The following is a 13,329-nucleotide window of genomic DNA, read 5'->3' as shown; positions in this document are numbered from 1 at the left end:
TCACGCCCCCAGCAGGGCCTGGCCGCAGACGCGGACCACGTTGCCGTTCACCGCGGCCGACGCCGGGTTCGCGTACCAGGCGATCGTCTCGGCGACGTCGACCGGCAGGCCGCCCTGACCGAGGCTGGACAGCCGCCGCCCGGCTTCGCGGATGAACAGCGGGACCGCGGCCGTCATCTTGGTTTCGATGAACCCGGGCGCGACGGCGTTGATCGTGCCGCCGTACGCCGCGAGCTGCGGCGCGCCGACGTTGACCATGCCGATGACGCCCGCCTTCGACGTCGCGTAGTTCGTCTGGCCGACGTTGCCGGCGATGCCCGCGATCGACGAGACGCCGATGATCCGGCCGTTCTCGTTCAGCACGTGATCGGCGAGCAGCTTGTCGTTCACCGCGAGCTGTGAAGCGAGGTTGACGGCGATCACCGAGTCCCACGCGCTCTCGCTCATGTTCCCCAGCGTCTTGTCGCGGGTGATGCCCGCGTTGTGCACGACGATGTCGACGCCGCCGTGCCGCTCCTTCAGGTACTCCGCGAGCTTCGCGGGCGCGCTCGGCGAAGTGATGTCGAGCTGCAGCGACGAGCCGCCGACCTTGTTGGCCACCTTCGACAGGTCGCCGCCCTGGGCGGGGATGTCGAGCGCGACGACGTGCGCGCCGTCGCGGGCCAGCACCTCGGCGATCGCCGCGCCGATGCCGCGGGAAGCGCCGGTGACCAGCGCGACCTTGCCGTCCAGGGGCTTTTCCCAGCTGGCCGGCGCCGAAGCCGTCTTGCCTTCGGTGCCGATCCGGATCACCTGCGCGTCGACGAACGCCGACTTCGCCGAAAGCAGGAAGCGCAGCGTCGACTCCGTCGCCTCTTCGGCACCTTCGGCGACGTACACGAGCTGAGCGGTCGCGCCGCGCTTCAGCTCCTTGCCCACCGAGCGGATGAAGCCTTCGAGGGCACGCTGCGCGATCCGCTCGCGGCCTTCGACCTGCTCCGGCGGCGTGCCGAGGACGACGACCCGGCCGGACGGGCCGACGCTGCGGATCACCGGGTGGAAGAAGTCGTAGACCTCGCGCAGACGCGCGGGGTCGGTGACGCCGGTGGCGTCGAAGACCAGCGCCGCGTGCCTGTCGGCGGCCGTGGTGACGACCTCGATGCCGGCGTCGGCCAGCTGGTCGCGAAGGGTCTTCTCGAGCCGTCCGCCGGGCGCCGCGCCCAGGAGTGCGGGACCCTCGAGAGCGGGTTGCCCGGGCTGGTAGCGGCGCAACGTGGCGGGGTTGGGCAGGCCGAGCTTCGGCACCACGAACTTCCCCAGCGGGGTTTTCGTGAACTGCTGGTACCTGTCAGCCATCGGTTGCCTCCCGTGCAGTCTGCGTCACGTCGCAGTCTAACCTACTCGCTAGTAGGTTACAGTGTGAGGGACACGACCAGAGAGGTGAAGTCATGCCACCGAAGAAGACGCCCGCCGTGCGCAAGGTCGCGATCATCGGGGGCAACCGGATCCCGTTCGCGCGGTCCAACGGCCCGTACGCGAAGGCCTCCAACCAGGACATGTTCACCGCCGCCCTCGACGGCCTGGTCAGCCGGTTCTCCCTGCAGGGCGAGGTGATCGGCGAGGTCGCCGCCGGCGCCGTGCTCAAGCACTCGAAGGACTTCAACCTGGCCCGCGAGAGCGTGCTGGGCAGCAAGCTTTCGCCCGCGACGCCCGCGTCCGACGTCCAGATGGCGTGCGGCACCGGCCTGCAGGCCATCGTCAACGTCGCCAACAAGATCGCGCTCGGCCAGATCGACTCGGCCATCGCCGGCGGCGTCGACACCACCAGCGACGCGCCGCTGGCCGTCAACGAGGACCTCCGCCAGATCCTCATCCAGCTCAACGCCGCGAAGACGCTCGGCGACCGCCTCAAGCTCGTCGCGAAGATCCGGCCCGGCCACATCGTCCCGGCGATCCCGCGCAACGAGGAGCCGCGCACGGGTCTGTCGATGGGCGAGCACGCGGCGCTCACCGCGAAGATCTGGGAGATCACCCGCGAAGCGCAGGACGAGCTGGCCGCGAGCAGCCACCAGAAGCTCGCCGCCGCCTACGACCGCGGGTTCTTCGACGACCTCGTGACGCCGTTCCTCAAGCTCGCACGCGACCAGAACCTGCGGCCGGACTCGACGGCGGAGAAGCTCGCCAAGCTCAAGCCGGCCTTCGGCGGCCCGGACGGCACCATGACGGCGGGCAACTCGACGCCGCTGACCGACGGCGCGTCGACGGTCCTGCTCGCCACCGACGAGTGGGCCAAGGCGCACAAGCTGCCGGTGCTGGCCTACCTGACGTTCTCGCAGACCGCGGCCGTCGACTACGTCCACGGCGACAAAGGTCGACCAGCGGCGCGCAGCGCCTCCGTTGAGGGTGGTGGCGGGGGCATGGATGGACTGCTGATGGCACCCGCCTACGCCGTGCCGCGGATGCTCGCCCGCGCCGGGCTTTCGCTGCAGGACTTCGACTTCTACGAGATCCACGAAGCGTTCGCGTCGCAGGTGCTGGCCACGCTCAAGGCGTGGGAGGACCCGGCGTTCGCCAAGGAGAAGCTGGACCTGGACGAGCCGCTCGGCGCGATCGACCGGGCGAAGCTGAACGTCAACGGCTCGTCGCTGGCGGCCGGGCACCCGTTCGCCGCGACCGGCGGCCGGATCGTCGCCACGCTGGCGAAGCTGCTGCACGAGAAGGGGTCCGGGCGCGGCCTGATCTCGATCTGCGCGGCCGGCGGCCAGGGCGTCACCGCGATCCTGGAGAAGTAACCCACGCGAAAGGGCCGCCCCCCACTCGGGGCGGCCCTTTTCGCGTGCTAGTTGGGGAGCGCCTTCTGGGCCCGCTTTGCGAGCTTGTTCGCGCGCTTCTCGGCCTTGCGGCTCAGCTTCCCGGCCGCGGCGCCGACGTCCTTCGCGGCGTGCTTCGCGCGCCAGGCCGCCGACGGCTTCCCGTGCGTGTCGGCCACCGCGAGCAGCAGGCCACCGGCCAGGCTCGCGTTCTTGAAGAACTGGATCTGCTGCTGCTGGCGCTCGCCCGGGTCCTTGATGGCCCAGAAGCTGTGCGTCGACAGCGTCGTGGGCACCAGGCTGCCGAGCAGCAGCCCGGCGGCGAGCCGCGGCGCCTTGCCTGCCGCGAGCGCGAGCCCGGCGCCGACCTTCACCGCGGCGTCGATCCGGACGAGCGTCACCGGGTCCCGCGGGATCTGCTCAGGGAGTTTGTCGCCGAACTTGTCGATCGCGCTGTTGAGGAACGGTTCCGCCGCTTTGGCGTGGCCCTCGGCCTGCCTCAGCGCATTGATCCCGCCCGTCACGAAGATCGTGGCGAGCAGGGGACGTGCCACTCGACGGAGTATCACGGTCATAGCCTTCCTCGTACGGGCCGGTGCCTGGTCGAACCTACTCCGTGGGTGCCCGCTCGGCCCGGGCTCGAATCCTCATCGCGCTTTCTGGCTCTTTATCGTCCTGGCAGTAGAGAGCGCTATAAAGCGTTAGCGGTTGACCTTGACGCTGCGTCAACTTCTATCGTCGTCGGCATGGAGTGGTCGATCCAGGACATCGCCCGCTCGGCCGGGACGACGAGCCGGACGCTGCGCCACTACAACGCGGTCGGCCTGCTCGAGCCCAGCCGGATCGGCGGCAACGGCTACCGCTACTACGACGAGCAGGCGCTCGTCCGGCTGCAGCGGATCCTGCTGCTGCGCGAGCTCGGGCTCGGGCTGCCGGCGATCGCCGAGGTGCTCGACGGGCAGCGCGACAGCGCCGCGGCCCTGGAAACCCACCTGGAGCTGCTCGAAGCCGAGCGGCGGCGGATCGGACGGCAGATCGAGTCGGTCCGCACGACCCTCCGGAAGCTGAAGGGAGGTGAACGACTGATGGCAGAAGAAGTGTTCGACGGGTTCGACCACACGAGGTACGAGAAGGAGGTCACCGAACGCTGGGGCGCTGACGCGTACCAGCAGGGTGACCAGTGGTGGAGTTCGTTGTCGACCGCGGAGAAGGAAGCCCACCAGCAGGAGCAGCGGGACATCGCGGCGGCGTTCGACGCGGCGCGCGCTTCGGGCCTCGCCGTGGATTCGGACGAGGTCCAGGCGATCACGCGGCGGCTGCACGAGTGGCTGCGGCCTGCGGTTTCGTCAGTGTCGGCGGGGTACTTCGCGGGCCTCGGGCAGCTGTATGCGGACGACCCGCGCTACGGGTTCGAAGGCGGCGGAGCGGAATTCGTCCGGGACGCGATGAAGATCTACGCGGAACGGAACCTGAGCGACCGGTGACGCGTCGTATGAGCGCACTGGGGGTAGGGACGAGCAGGGCTGCAGACCTGTTCGTCTCTATGTACGGCCATCCGGTCGAACCTGGGCGACACGCGCTAGGCGTCTATGGCGGAATATCGGGTTCACCCTAGAAACGCCGATAGCTTGGCAGAGTGGACCCCATCCGCAACCCCTTCGCGCCGGGCGCCGGGCAGCGGCCGCCTGAGCTGGCCGGACGGGAGCGTGAGCTCAAAGCCTTCGAAGTGGTTCTGGAACGCGTTGCGCGGGGGAGACCCGAACGCAGTCTCGTGCTCACCGGGCTGCGGGGCGTCGGCAAGACCGTGCTGCTCGGCGAGCTGCGGGCGATGGCGCTCCGGCACAAGTGGGGGGCCGGGAAGATCGAAGCCCGGCCGGACGCCGAGCTGCGGCGGCCCCTGTCGGCCGCCTTGCACCGGGCCATCCGGGACCTCGCCGTGCGGCACCGGGCGCCGGATCGGGTCGAAGAGGTGCTCGGGGTGCTCAAAGCCTTCGCCCTGCGGGCCAACAAGCCCGACGCCAAGCTGCGCGACCGGTGGCAGCCGGGCATCGACGTGCCCGCCGCGCAGGGACGGGCCGACTCCGGGGACATCGAAATCGACCTCGTCGAGCTGTTCACCGACGTCGCCGAGCTGGCCGCGGACGTCGGCACCGGCGTTGCACTGCTCATCGACGAGATCCAGGACCTGCAGCCCGACGACGTCTCGGCGTTGTGCGCGGCCTGCCACGAGCTCTCGCAGTCCGGGGCGCCGCTCGTGGTCGTCGGGGCCGGGCTGCCGCACGTGCCCGCGGTGCTCTCGGCGTCGAAGTCCTACTCCGAGCGGCTCTTCCGGTACGCGCGCATCGACCGGCTCAGCCGCGAGGACGCCGACTTCGCCGTGATGGCGCCGATCGAACGCGAGGACGCCGGCATCGAGCCGGAAGCACTCGACGCGCTCTTCGACGCGTCCGGCGGCTACCCCTACTTCATCCAGGCCTACGGCAAGGCCGCCTGGGACGCGGCGCCGTCCGACCCGATCACCGTCAAGGACGTGCAGGTCGCGGCGCCCGAGGCGGAGTCAGAGCTGGCCGTCGGCTTCTTCGGCTCGCGCTACGAGCGCGCGACGCCGGCCGAGCGGGAGTACCTGCAGGCGATGGCCTCGCTGACCCAGGGCCGCGACGAGCCCGCCGGCACCGCCGACGTCGCCGTGTTCCTCGGGCGGAAGCCGTCGTCGCTGTCGCCGGCGCGCGACAGCCTGATGAAGAAGGGCCTCGTCTACTCCGCCGAGCGCGGGCAGATCGCCTTCACCGTCCCGCACTTCGGCCACTACCTGCTCGGACGCGACTGACCTGGGCTTTTCCGCCTGTCTCGCGGTCTATGAGCCTGACTAAGGCTCTCTTGGCTTTTTACTAGAGGTTCTTAGAGAGCCGTAGCGGGTTGCCTGGCCGTGACCGCCGCCACCCCGAATCTCTCCGGCCGATACCCAAGTTTGCCGATGATTCATCGGCAAGTGCGCCAAGTCACCGGATATTCATTGGCGTCCTTGTGAAAAAAGGCGCATACTAGACCTACAAGCCACCAAGACCCTCGAAGGGGATGCAGAAACCGATGAACAACATCGCCGCCAAGCTCCGTGCCCGTCGCGCCGAGGCTCGCACTCGCCGGGCGCTGAACCGGGCGATCGACACCGCCGCCACCGCGACGGTCCGTCAGGAACTCATCGCGATCGCGCAGGCTCGCTCGGGCTACATGCGCTGATCTCTCACCCCGTGGCGGTCGCCCATTCGAGTGACCTAGGCCACATCGTGCTCATGGTGTAACGCTGCCCGAAGGGGCGTCGATACCCAGTACGACCCCGTGATGCTGGCGGACCCCCGACCTGGCAGCATCACGGGGTTTCCCATTTCTCCGGTAAATCCCTTGCCGCGCCGCTGGTCTGCAGTAATCTTTGACTTCGTCAACGAAATTGTTGAGGTGGTCAATGAACGACACTCCGCCGGCCGACCGGGTCGCCGCAGTCCGCGCCTTCAACCGGCTCTACACCTCGGTCATCGGGGTGCTCGACGAAGGCCCGGCGGACGCCGAGTACTCGCTGCCGGAAGCCCGCGTGCTCTTCGAGCTCGCCCACCAGGACCCGTTTCCGGTGACGGACCTGCGGAAACGCCTCGACCTCGACGCCGGTTACGCCAGCAGGCTGCTCGCGCGCCTCGAGTCGCGCGGGCTGATCGTGCGCGAACGGTCCGAGGAGGACGCTCGCCGCCAGCTCGTCCGGCCGACCGACGCGGGCCGGGACGCCTTCGCCGTGTTGAACCGCCGCTCCACCGAGCAGATCGGCGGCCTCCTGAGCCGCTTCGCCGACGAAGACCAGCAACGCCTGCTGACGGCGATGCGCACGATCAGCGACCTGGTGGGTGACCGCCGCCGCGACCCGGCCCTCGTCCTCCGCCCGCCACGACCGGGCGACCTCGGTTGGGTGGTGGAACGCCACGGTGCGTTGTACGCCCGCGAGTACGGCCTGAACGCCCGGTTCGAGGCGCTCGTCGCCCGGCTCGCCGCGGAATTCCTCGACAACAGCGACAACCCGCGGCAGGCGTTCTGGATCGCCGAGCTCGACGGCGAACGCGTCGGCAGCATCGGCTGCGGTCGCGGGCCGGACGCGGACACCGCGAAGCTCCGGCTTCTGCTGCTCGAACCGGCGGCGCGCGGCCACGGCGTCGGCAAGCGGCTGGTGACCGAGTGCATTTCCTTCGCGAAGGCCCACGGCTACCGGGCGATGGAGCTGTCGACGGTCTCCATCCTCGACGCCGCCCGCTCGATCTACCGCGCGGCCGGGTTCGAGCTCGTCACCGAGAAGGACTTCGACGACTGGGGGCGTGCGCTCACCGACGAAACCTGGCGCCTGGAGTTCTAGCGGCGGAGCCGGCCGTGGTTGGGTGGGCGCGTGACGGACTACGTCGACGGGTACTGCGAACGCGTTGCGCCCGGGCTCTGGGGTGAGCCGCTCAACAGCCTCAGCAACCTCGCCTTCCTCGTTGCCGCCGTGCTCGTGTGGCGGCTCGCCGTGGGGAACCGGACCGGTCGGGTGCTCGCCGGGCTGATCGGGCTCGTTTTCGTGGCGAGCACCGTCTTCCACCTGCTCGCGACGCGGTGGGCGGCCGTCGCCGACTCGGGCGCCATCCTCGTCTTCGCGCTGGTGTACGCCGTGGTGTTCGTCCGGGAGTACTGGAGCCGGCGGTGGGCGTGGGTTGCCGCGCCGGCGTTCCTCGTGCTGACCGCGGCCACCGCGTTGCTGGGCGGAGGCCTTTACCTCTCCGCGCTGATCGGTCTCGGCGTCTTCACCGCGGTACTCGCTTTCCGGCGCGACGCGTACTGGACGCACTTCGCCGTCGCGGGTGCGATCTTCGCGCTCTCACTGAGCTTGCGCACGCTCGACCGGGACGTGTGCGACTACGTCCCGGTCGGCACGCACTTCCTCTGGCACCTGCTCAACGGCCTGGTGCTCTACCTGGTTTCCCGGTCGATCGTCCTCAGTGGACGCCGATAGGCCGCAGGTTTTTGTCGTGCTCGTCGGTGTGGTAGTCCTCCGGCTCGGTGTCGTCCGTGCCGTTGAAGACCTTCAGCCGGCGGGCGATCACCGTGACGATCGCCGCCACCACGAGGTTGCCGATCAACGCCACGAACCCGACGTAGATCTGGACCGCCGAGCCCGCGAACGGGTGCCAGCCGAAGATCGACAGGTTGCCCAGCGACAGCGCCGAACCGCCGAAGTGCTGCTTTCCGTTGGCCGGGTTGGGGATGCCGTACAGCATGATCAGGCCCCAGCCGATGCCGACGACCCAGCCCGCGATCAGGCCCCAGCGGTGGAACCAGCGCGTGTACAGCGCCAGCGCCACGGCCGGCAGTGTCTGCAGGATCAGCACGCCGCCGATGAGCTGGAGGTCGATCGAGAACTGCGGGTCGATCAGGATGATCACGGCAACCGCGCCGAGCTTCACGACCAGCGAGGCGAGCTTCGCCTGCTTCGCCTCTTCCTGCGGTGTCGCGTTCTTGCGGATGTACTCCTTGTAGATGTTGCGGGTCCACAGGTTCGCCGCGGCGATCGACATGATCGCGGCCGGCACCAGCGCGCCGATGCCGATCGCGGCGAACGCGATACCGGCGAACCACGACGCGAACTGGTTGTCGAACAGCACCGGGACGATCGTGTTGCCGTCCGCCTTGCCGGTGGCCGCGTTCGTCAGCGGCTTGACGCCCGCCGTGATCGCCACGTAGCCGAGCAGCGCCAGCAGGCCGAGCACCAGCGAGTACGCCGGCAGCGCGACCATGTTCCGCTTGATCACGCTGCGGCCGCGCGAGGCCAGCACGCTGGTCAGCGAGTGCGGGTACAGGAACAGCGCGAGCGCCGAGCCCAGCGCCAGCGTCGCGTACTGCAGCTGGTTGTTGGCGTTGAGCAGGATGCCGTCGGTCTTCGCCGGCGTCTTGTCGAACTTCGCCACCGCGGTGTCGAAGATGTGCGACCAGCCGCCGAGCTTCGAGGGCAGGTAGATGATCGCCACCAGGATCACCAGGTAGATCAGGATGTCCTTGACGAACGCGATCAGCGCGGGCGCCCGCAGGCCGGACTGGTAGGTGTAGAAGGCCAGGATGATGAAGGCGACCAGCAGCGGCAGGTGCCCGACGATGCCGGAGCCGTTGATGCCCATCGTCCGCAGCACGGCTTCGAGGCCGACCAGCTGCAGCGCGATGTACGGCATGGTCGCGACGATGCCGGTGATCGCCACCAGCAGCGCGAGGATCGGCGAGCCGAAGCGCCCGCGCACGAAGTCGGCCGGGGTGACGTAACCGCGCACCCGCGAAACCGACCACATCCGCAGCGCCGGGAGCAGCACGATCGGGTAGACGACGATCGTGTACGGCAGCGCGTAGAAGCCGAGCGCGCCGGCGCTGAACACCAGCGCGGGCACCGCGACGAACGTGTACGCCGTGTAGAGGTCACCGCCGAGCAGGAACCAGGTGATCCACGAGCCGAACTTGCGGCCGCCGAGGCCCCATTCGTCGAGGTGGTCGAGCGTGCTGCCGCGCTGCCAGCGGGAGGCCATGAAGCCGAGGACCGTCACCAGCGCGAACAGGAGCGTGAAGATGATCAGCTCGGGCCACTGCAGGTTGCTCATCGAGCGTCCCCCTCGTCCAGTTCGTCGACGCTCAGCTTGTCCGGGCCGTCGGAGGTGGGCTTGTCCCGCGTCATCAGGTAGACGATCCAGGTGCTCAGCACCCCGATCCCGACGAAGAGGAACTGGAACCAGTAGAAGAACGGCATCCCGAACAACCGCGGTCCGTCCAGGTTGAACAGTGGCGTGACCAGGACAAGCAGGGGGACGATCAGGAGCAGGTTCCACGGGCTGAACTGAAACCCGCGCACCTTTCCGTCGTGCTTTGCAGTCGACATCGACCTCACCTAACACTCCCGTAACCGACTGCCTGACCTTAGAACCTCAGTGACAGCCCGTCACGTCTGTCCGATATCGATTTGATCGCCCCGGTCGGCGATGCCGACCAACGTCGGTTGCCCCGCCCCGGTGGGCCCGATATCAATAGCCGACTCCGCACGCGCAAAACCCAAAAGGGGCAACCGTATGACACGACTCCGCTACGCGGTGGTGATCCCGGCCATCGCCGGCACCCTGCTGGCCGGGTTCACGCCTGCGTTCGCAGGTCAGGAGGTCGCGGCCGGTAAGCAGCCGCTGAACTCCACGAACATCCCGGCGCAGTACGCGAACCAGAAGCTGGACTGGCACAAGTGCGCCGTCCCCTCCGAGCTGCCGACGGCCCCGCCCGCCGGCGCCGAGGACATGGAGTGCGCGACCTACAAGACGCCGCGCAACTGGTACCAGGCGAACGCGCAGATCGACCTGACCATCGCGGTCAGCCGCCTCAAGGCGAAGTCGGACGCGACCGCCAGCGTCGTCACCAACCCCGGTGGCCCCGGCGCCCCCGGCCGCAACTTCCCGGCCCGCCTGCGCAACCAGACGAAGCTGCGCGAGCACCAGGAGATCGTCGGCTTCGACCCGCGCGGCACCGGCAAGAGCACCAACATCACCTGCGGCGGCGCCATCGGCACCGGTGCGGACCTCGACCCGCGTGACCGCGACCGCGGCAACCTGAACCTGATCCTGCAGGCGACGAAGTACGCGGCGCTGTCCTGCCAGCAGAAGTCCGGCGAGCTGGGCCCGCTGATCAACACCGACCAGACGGTCAAGGACATCGACCTGCTGCGCGTGCTGCTCGGCCGGGACAAGATCAACTGGGTCGGCTACTCGGCGGGCACCTGGATGGGCGCGCACTACGCGCAGGCCTTCCCGACGCGCACCGGCCGGTTCGTCCTCGACTCGGCGACCGAGTTCACCACGACCTGGCAGAAGTCGTTCGACTGGCAGCCGCTCGGCTTCGAGCGCCGCTGGCGGCAGGACTTCCTCCCGTGGATCGCGAAGTACGACAGCCTCTACCACTTCGGCACCACCGGCGAGGCGGCCCGCCAGACCTACGAGCAGGTCCGCTACGCCCTGACCCAGGGCGCGGTCACCCTGCCCGACGGCTCGACCGTCTCGGCCAACGGGCTCGACTCGTTCATCGCGTCGCAGATCTACTCGAAGCGCGCCTTCCCCGGCCTGGCCGACTACCTGGTCAGCGTCCGCACGCTGACCCAGGGCACCGCTTCGGCGGCGGCCAAGTCCTCGGCCGCGCAGAAGGCCAAGGCGGCCGACAAGAGCACCGTCACCTACGGCGCCCAGCCGCTGATGGTGCCGGCCGACGGCGACGCCTACGACGCCAGCTTCTGGACCATCCCGTGCAACGAGGGTCCGTGGACCGGCTCGCCGAACAGCGCCATCAAGGACTCGCAGAAGCTGATCGACAAGCAGCTGCCGCTCCTGGGTGCCGGCTGGTTCATCCAGCCGTGCCTGTTCTGGAAGAAGCCGCCGTCCCCGCTCCCGGTGCTGGACGGCAAGGGTGTCCCGCCGGTGCTGATCGTCGAGTCGGAGCACGACCCGGCGACGCCGATCGAGGGCGCGAAGCGGGCGCACAAGGCGTTCGCGGGTTCGCGGATGCTGACGATCACCGGTGAGGGTGACCACGGCATCTACGCCGGCGGCAACGCGGGTGTGGACAAGGTCGTGGAGGCCTACCTGGTCGACGGCGTGGTGCCGAACGACCAGAGCCTGCCCGGCATGCCACTTCCGGTGCCCGCGGGCGCCTGACACCACCAGGTGTTGTGGAAGCCCCGCCGAACTCCGGTTCGGCGGGGCTTTTCCACACCTGTGCACAGAGTTGTCCACAGGCAGTGGACAACTCTGTGGTATTAGAATCCCGCTCATGGTTCGAGTGCCACTGACGGATGAAGAGCGCGAACGGGGCGAACGCCTCGGCCAGGCGCTGAGAGCGGCGCGGGCCGGCCGCAGCATGGTCGACGTCGCCACCGAGGCCGGGATCTCCGTCGAGACGCTCCGGAAGATCGAGACCGGCCGCATCCCGACACCGGCGTTCTTCACGGTCACGGCCATCGCCGACGCCGTCGGGCTGCCGCTGGAGGAGCTGCGCGCGGCCGTCGCGCCCGCGGCGTCGCCACCGCTGTCCCAGGCGAGCTGACCGCCCGGACATGCGCTGGCACCTCACCGGCGACATCGACGGCTTCCTCGCCGAGGCCGGAGACTTCCTGCACTCGCGGCCGGCCCTGCACACCTCGCAGCTGACCCGGCTCGAGAAGCTGCGGACGAACCCGGAGGACGGCACCCTCTTCGGCCGGCTGGAACAGGACGGCAAGGTCCACGCGATCTGCTACCTCCGTCCGGCGCAACGCCTGATCCTGACCTCGGTCGCCCCCGAACCGGCGGACGCGCTCGCCGCGGAACTGGCCGGCCGGCCGTTGTCCGGAGTGACCGCGGAGGACGACACCGCCACCGCGTTCGCCGAAGCGTGGCAGCGGCGCACCGATGCGGAGCCGGTGCTCGGGGTGCGGGTCCGGCTCCACCGGCTCGGCACGCTCACCCCGCCCGACCCGATGCCCGAAGGCCGCGCTTCGACCGCGCCGGACCACGCGGAGGTCGTGCGCTGGTGCGGCGAGTTCGCCGCCGCGGTCGGGCAGCCGCCCGTGGCCGACGAGCGGTCATGGGCCGCCTCGAACTTCGCCGGCAAGCAGTTCACGTTCTGGGAGACCGGCGGTCCGGTCGCCATGGCGGGCTCGACCCCGGTGCTGGCCGGCATGGTCCGGATCGACCCCGTCTACACCCCGGCCCGCTTCCGAGGCCGGGGCTACGCGGGCGCGGTGACGGTCGCGGCGAGCCAGGCCGCACTCGCCGACGGCGCGACGGACGTGGTCATCTACACCGATCCCGCCAACGTCACGAGCAACGCCCTGTACCGGCGCCTCGGCTACGTCCCGATCGCCGCGTTCCGCGGGTACGACTTCCGCTAGATCGGCCGCAGCTGCTTGAGGATGTGCTCGCGGTCGTTGAGGAACGCGCAGCCCGGCACGGGCAGGTCGTAGCTGTTCAGCAGCTTCTCGAAGTCGGAGAACTCGTCGGCGGAGAAGCCGAAGCCGACCCGGTACGCGTGTGCGGCCAGCACGTCGGCCAGTTCCTCCCACTCGCCGGCCCACAGCAGCGTCCGGTAGTGCGTGTAGTCCTCGGGGGAGAGCCGGTTGCCGATCATGGTCAGGACGCTGTCGGCGAAGAAGCTGATCCGGTTGCCCTTGAGGTCGGCGACCGTCGGGTTCGCCGGGTCGCGGGCGGTGTCGGGGTTGCGGACCACGCCGGGCCCGGCCACCGGGTAGGCAGTGTGCACGTGCCCGTTGTCCTCGACCAGCACGATCACGTGCACGTTGAAGCGCTCGCCGGCACAGCGCCAGCGGCCGTTGCGCTGCTGCCGCCGGGCCTCGCTGGGGTCGTTGGCGACGTCCTTGACCACGGAGATGATCTGCTCGTCGGTCCAGCCGGCCGGGAACTCGCTGGTCGCCCTGCGCCCGACGCCCGGTGCGTGCCCGCCGCCCACTCGCTGCTCCCTTCGTCGC

The 13,329-nt window shown here is 69.4% G+C and carries 14 protein-coding genes; 9 read left to right on the top strand and 5 right to left on the bottom strand.

Annotated features, from left to right (window positions below; genetic code table 11):
* Window positions 1-1,335, bottom strand: a complete 1,335-nt coding sequence (locus tag ABZX11_RS01975; RefSeq protein WP_354908991.1) for a 3-oxoacyl-ACP reductase — start codon at window positions 1,333-1,335, stop codon at window positions 1-3.
* Between the two features lie 92 nt (window positions 1,336-1,427).
* Here ABZX11_RS01975 and ABZX11_RS01970 point away from each other — a divergent pair, with 92 nt between their 5' ends.
* Window positions 1,428-2,771 carry an acetyl-CoA C-acetyltransferase gene (locus ABZX11_RS01970; RefSeq protein ID WP_354908988.1) on the top strand — a complete coding sequence of 448 codons (1,344 nt, stop codon included), beginning with the start codon at window positions 1,428-1,430 and terminating at the stop codon, window positions 2,769-2,771.
* A gap of 47 nt (window positions 2,772-2,818) precedes the next feature.
* On the opposite strand, the gene ABZX11_RS01965 is transcribed toward ABZX11_RS01970, so the two are convergent.
* Entirely contained in the window at window positions 2,819-3,364 is a 546-nt protein-coding gene (locus tag ABZX11_RS01965; protein ID WP_176173949.1) for a DoxX family membrane protein, read from the bottom strand.
* Between the two features lie 171 nt (window positions 3,365-3,535).
* On the opposite strand from ABZX11_RS01965, the gene ABZX11_RS01960 reads away from it, so the two are divergent.
* The 5 genes from ABZX11_RS01960 to ABZX11_RS01940 all read left to right on the top strand — a co-directional run bounded on the left by ABZX11_RS01960 (window position 3,536) and on the right by ABZX11_RS01940 (window position 7,812).
* Window positions 3,536-4,273 (top strand): MerR family transcriptional regulator, encoded by a 738-nt coding sequence (locus ABZX11_RS01960; protein ID WP_354908984.1) that lies wholly within the window; start codon window positions 3,536-3,538, stop codon window positions 4,271-4,273.
* A gap of 152 nt (window positions 4,274-4,425) precedes the next feature.
* A complete protein-coding gene (locus ABZX11_RS01955) occupies window positions 4,426-5,616 on the top strand; it encodes an ATP-binding protein (protein WP_176173947.1) in 1,191 nt (396 codons plus the stop codon).
* A gap of 260 nt (window positions 5,617-5,876) precedes the next feature.
* On the top strand, window positions 5,877-6,026 hold the full coding sequence (locus ABZX11_RS01950; protein WP_167344411.1) for a hypothetical protein: 150 nt from the start codon (window positions 5,877-5,879) through the stop codon (window positions 6,024-6,026).
* Window positions 6,027-6,249: 223 nt separating this feature from the next.
* Window positions 6,250-7,179 (top strand): bifunctional helix-turn-helix transcriptional regulator/GNAT family N-acetyltransferase, encoded by a 930-nt coding sequence (locus ABZX11_RS01945; protein ID WP_354908980.1) that lies wholly within the window; start codon window positions 6,250-6,252, stop codon window positions 7,177-7,179.
* Window positions 7,180-7,209: 30 nt separating this feature from the next.
* Complete coding sequence (locus ABZX11_RS01940; RefSeq protein ID WP_354908977.1) at window positions 7,210-7,812, top strand: hypothetical protein; 603 nt, start codon at window positions 7,210-7,212, stop codon at window positions 7,810-7,812.
* Here the strand turns inward: ABZX11_RS01940 and mctP are convergent.
* Window positions 7,796-9,439: a monocarboxylate uptake permease MctP gene (gene mctP, locus ABZX11_RS01935; protein WP_354908974.1), complete on the bottom strand. Its 1,644-nt coding sequence runs from the start codon at window positions 9,437-9,439 to the stop codon at window positions 7,796-7,798. The two genes, ABZX11_RS01940 and mctP, sit on opposite strands and share 17 nt — an antisense overlap.
* Entirely contained in the window at window positions 9,436-9,714 is a 279-nt protein-coding gene (locus ABZX11_RS01930) for a DUF3311 domain-containing protein (RefSeq protein ID WP_176173943.1), read from the bottom strand. Before ABZX11_RS01930 ends, mctP begins: the two co-directional genes overlap by 4 nt.
* 187 nt (window positions 9,715-9,901) lie before the next feature.
* Between ABZX11_RS01930 and ABZX11_RS01925 the strand changes: the two genes are divergently transcribed.
* The 3 genes from ABZX11_RS01925 (at window position 9,902) to ABZX11_RS01915 (ending at window position 12,735) form a co-directional block, all read left to right on the top strand.
* Window positions 9,902-11,521 carry an alpha/beta hydrolase gene (locus tag ABZX11_RS01925; protein WP_354908970.1) on the top strand — a complete coding sequence of 540 codons (1,620 nt, stop codon included), beginning with the start codon at window positions 9,902-9,904 and terminating at the stop codon, window positions 11,519-11,521.
* 115 nt (window positions 11,522-11,636) lie between these two features.
* The gene (locus ABZX11_RS01920) at window positions 11,637-11,909 is read left to right on the top strand and encodes a helix-turn-helix transcriptional regulator (protein ID WP_354908968.1); all 273 of its coding nucleotides are present in this window, start codon (window positions 11,637-11,639) and stop codon (window positions 11,907-11,909) included.
* Window positions 11,910-11,919: 10 nt separating this feature from the next.
* A complete protein-coding gene (locus ABZX11_RS01915; RefSeq protein ID WP_354908966.1) occupies window positions 11,920-12,735 on the top strand; it encodes a GNAT family N-acetyltransferase in 816 nt (271 codons plus the stop codon).
* On the opposite strand, the gene ABZX11_RS01910 is transcribed toward ABZX11_RS01915, so the two are convergent.
* Window positions 12,732-13,310, bottom strand: a complete 579-nt coding sequence (locus ABZX11_RS01910; protein ID WP_176173939.1) for an EndoU domain-containing protein — start codon at window positions 13,308-13,310, stop codon at window positions 12,732-12,734. The genes ABZX11_RS01915 and ABZX11_RS01910 overlap by 4 nt on opposite strands.
* Between the last annotated feature and the right edge of the window lie 19 nt (window positions 13,311-13,329).

It is taken from the genome of Amycolatopsis sp. NPDC004169, from assembly GCF_040610315.1.
Classification (GTDB): domain Bacteria; phylum Actinomycetota; class Actinomycetes; order Mycobacteriales; family Pseudonocardiaceae; genus Amycolatopsis.
The sequence above is the reverse complement of the archived record's forward strand: the minus strand, read 5'-3'. Positions and strand labels throughout refer to the sequence as shown.

Coding starts and splice junctions, on each gene's coding strand:
- ABZX11_RS01975 (WP_354908991.1), bottom strand. CDS start 1,335: ATGGCTGACAGGTACCAGCAGTTCACGAAAACCCCGCTGGGGAAGTTC.
- ABZX11_RS01970 (WP_354908988.1), top strand. CDS start 1,428: ATGCCACCGAAGAAGACGCCCGCCGTGCGCAAGGTCGCGATCATCGGG.
- ABZX11_RS01965 (WP_176173949.1), bottom strand. CDS start 3,364: ATGACCGTGATACTCCGTCGAGTGGCACGTCCCCTGCTCGCCACGATC.
- ABZX11_RS01960 (WP_354908984.1), top strand. CDS start 3,536: ATGGAGTGGTCGATCCAGGACATCGCCCGCTCGGCCGGGACGACGAGC.
- ABZX11_RS01950 (WP_167344411.1), top strand. CDS start 5,877: ATGAACAACATCGCCGCCAAGCTCCGTGCCCGTCGCGCCGAGGCTCGC.
- ABZX11_RS01945 (WP_354908980.1), top strand. CDS start 6,250: ATGAACGACACTCCGCCGGCCGACCGGGTCGCCGCAGTCCGCGCCTTC.
- mctP (WP_354908974.1), bottom strand. CDS start 9,439: ATGAGCAACCTGCAGTGGCCCGAGCTGATCATCTTCACGCTCCTGTTC.
- ABZX11_RS01930 (WP_176173943.1), bottom strand. CDS start 9,714: ATGTCGACTGCAAAGCACGACGGAAAGGTGCGCGGGTTTCAGTTCAGC.
- ABZX11_RS01925 (WP_354908970.1), top strand. CDS start 9,902: ATGACACGACTCCGCTACGCGGTGGTGATCCCGGCCATCGCCGGCACC.
- ABZX11_RS01920 (WP_354908968.1), top strand. CDS start 11,637: ATGGTTCGAGTGCCACTGACGGATGAAGAGCGCGAACGGGGCGAACGC.
- ABZX11_RS01915 (WP_354908966.1), top strand. CDS start 11,920: ATGCGCTGGCACCTCACCGGCGACATCGACGGCTTCCTCGCCGAGGCC.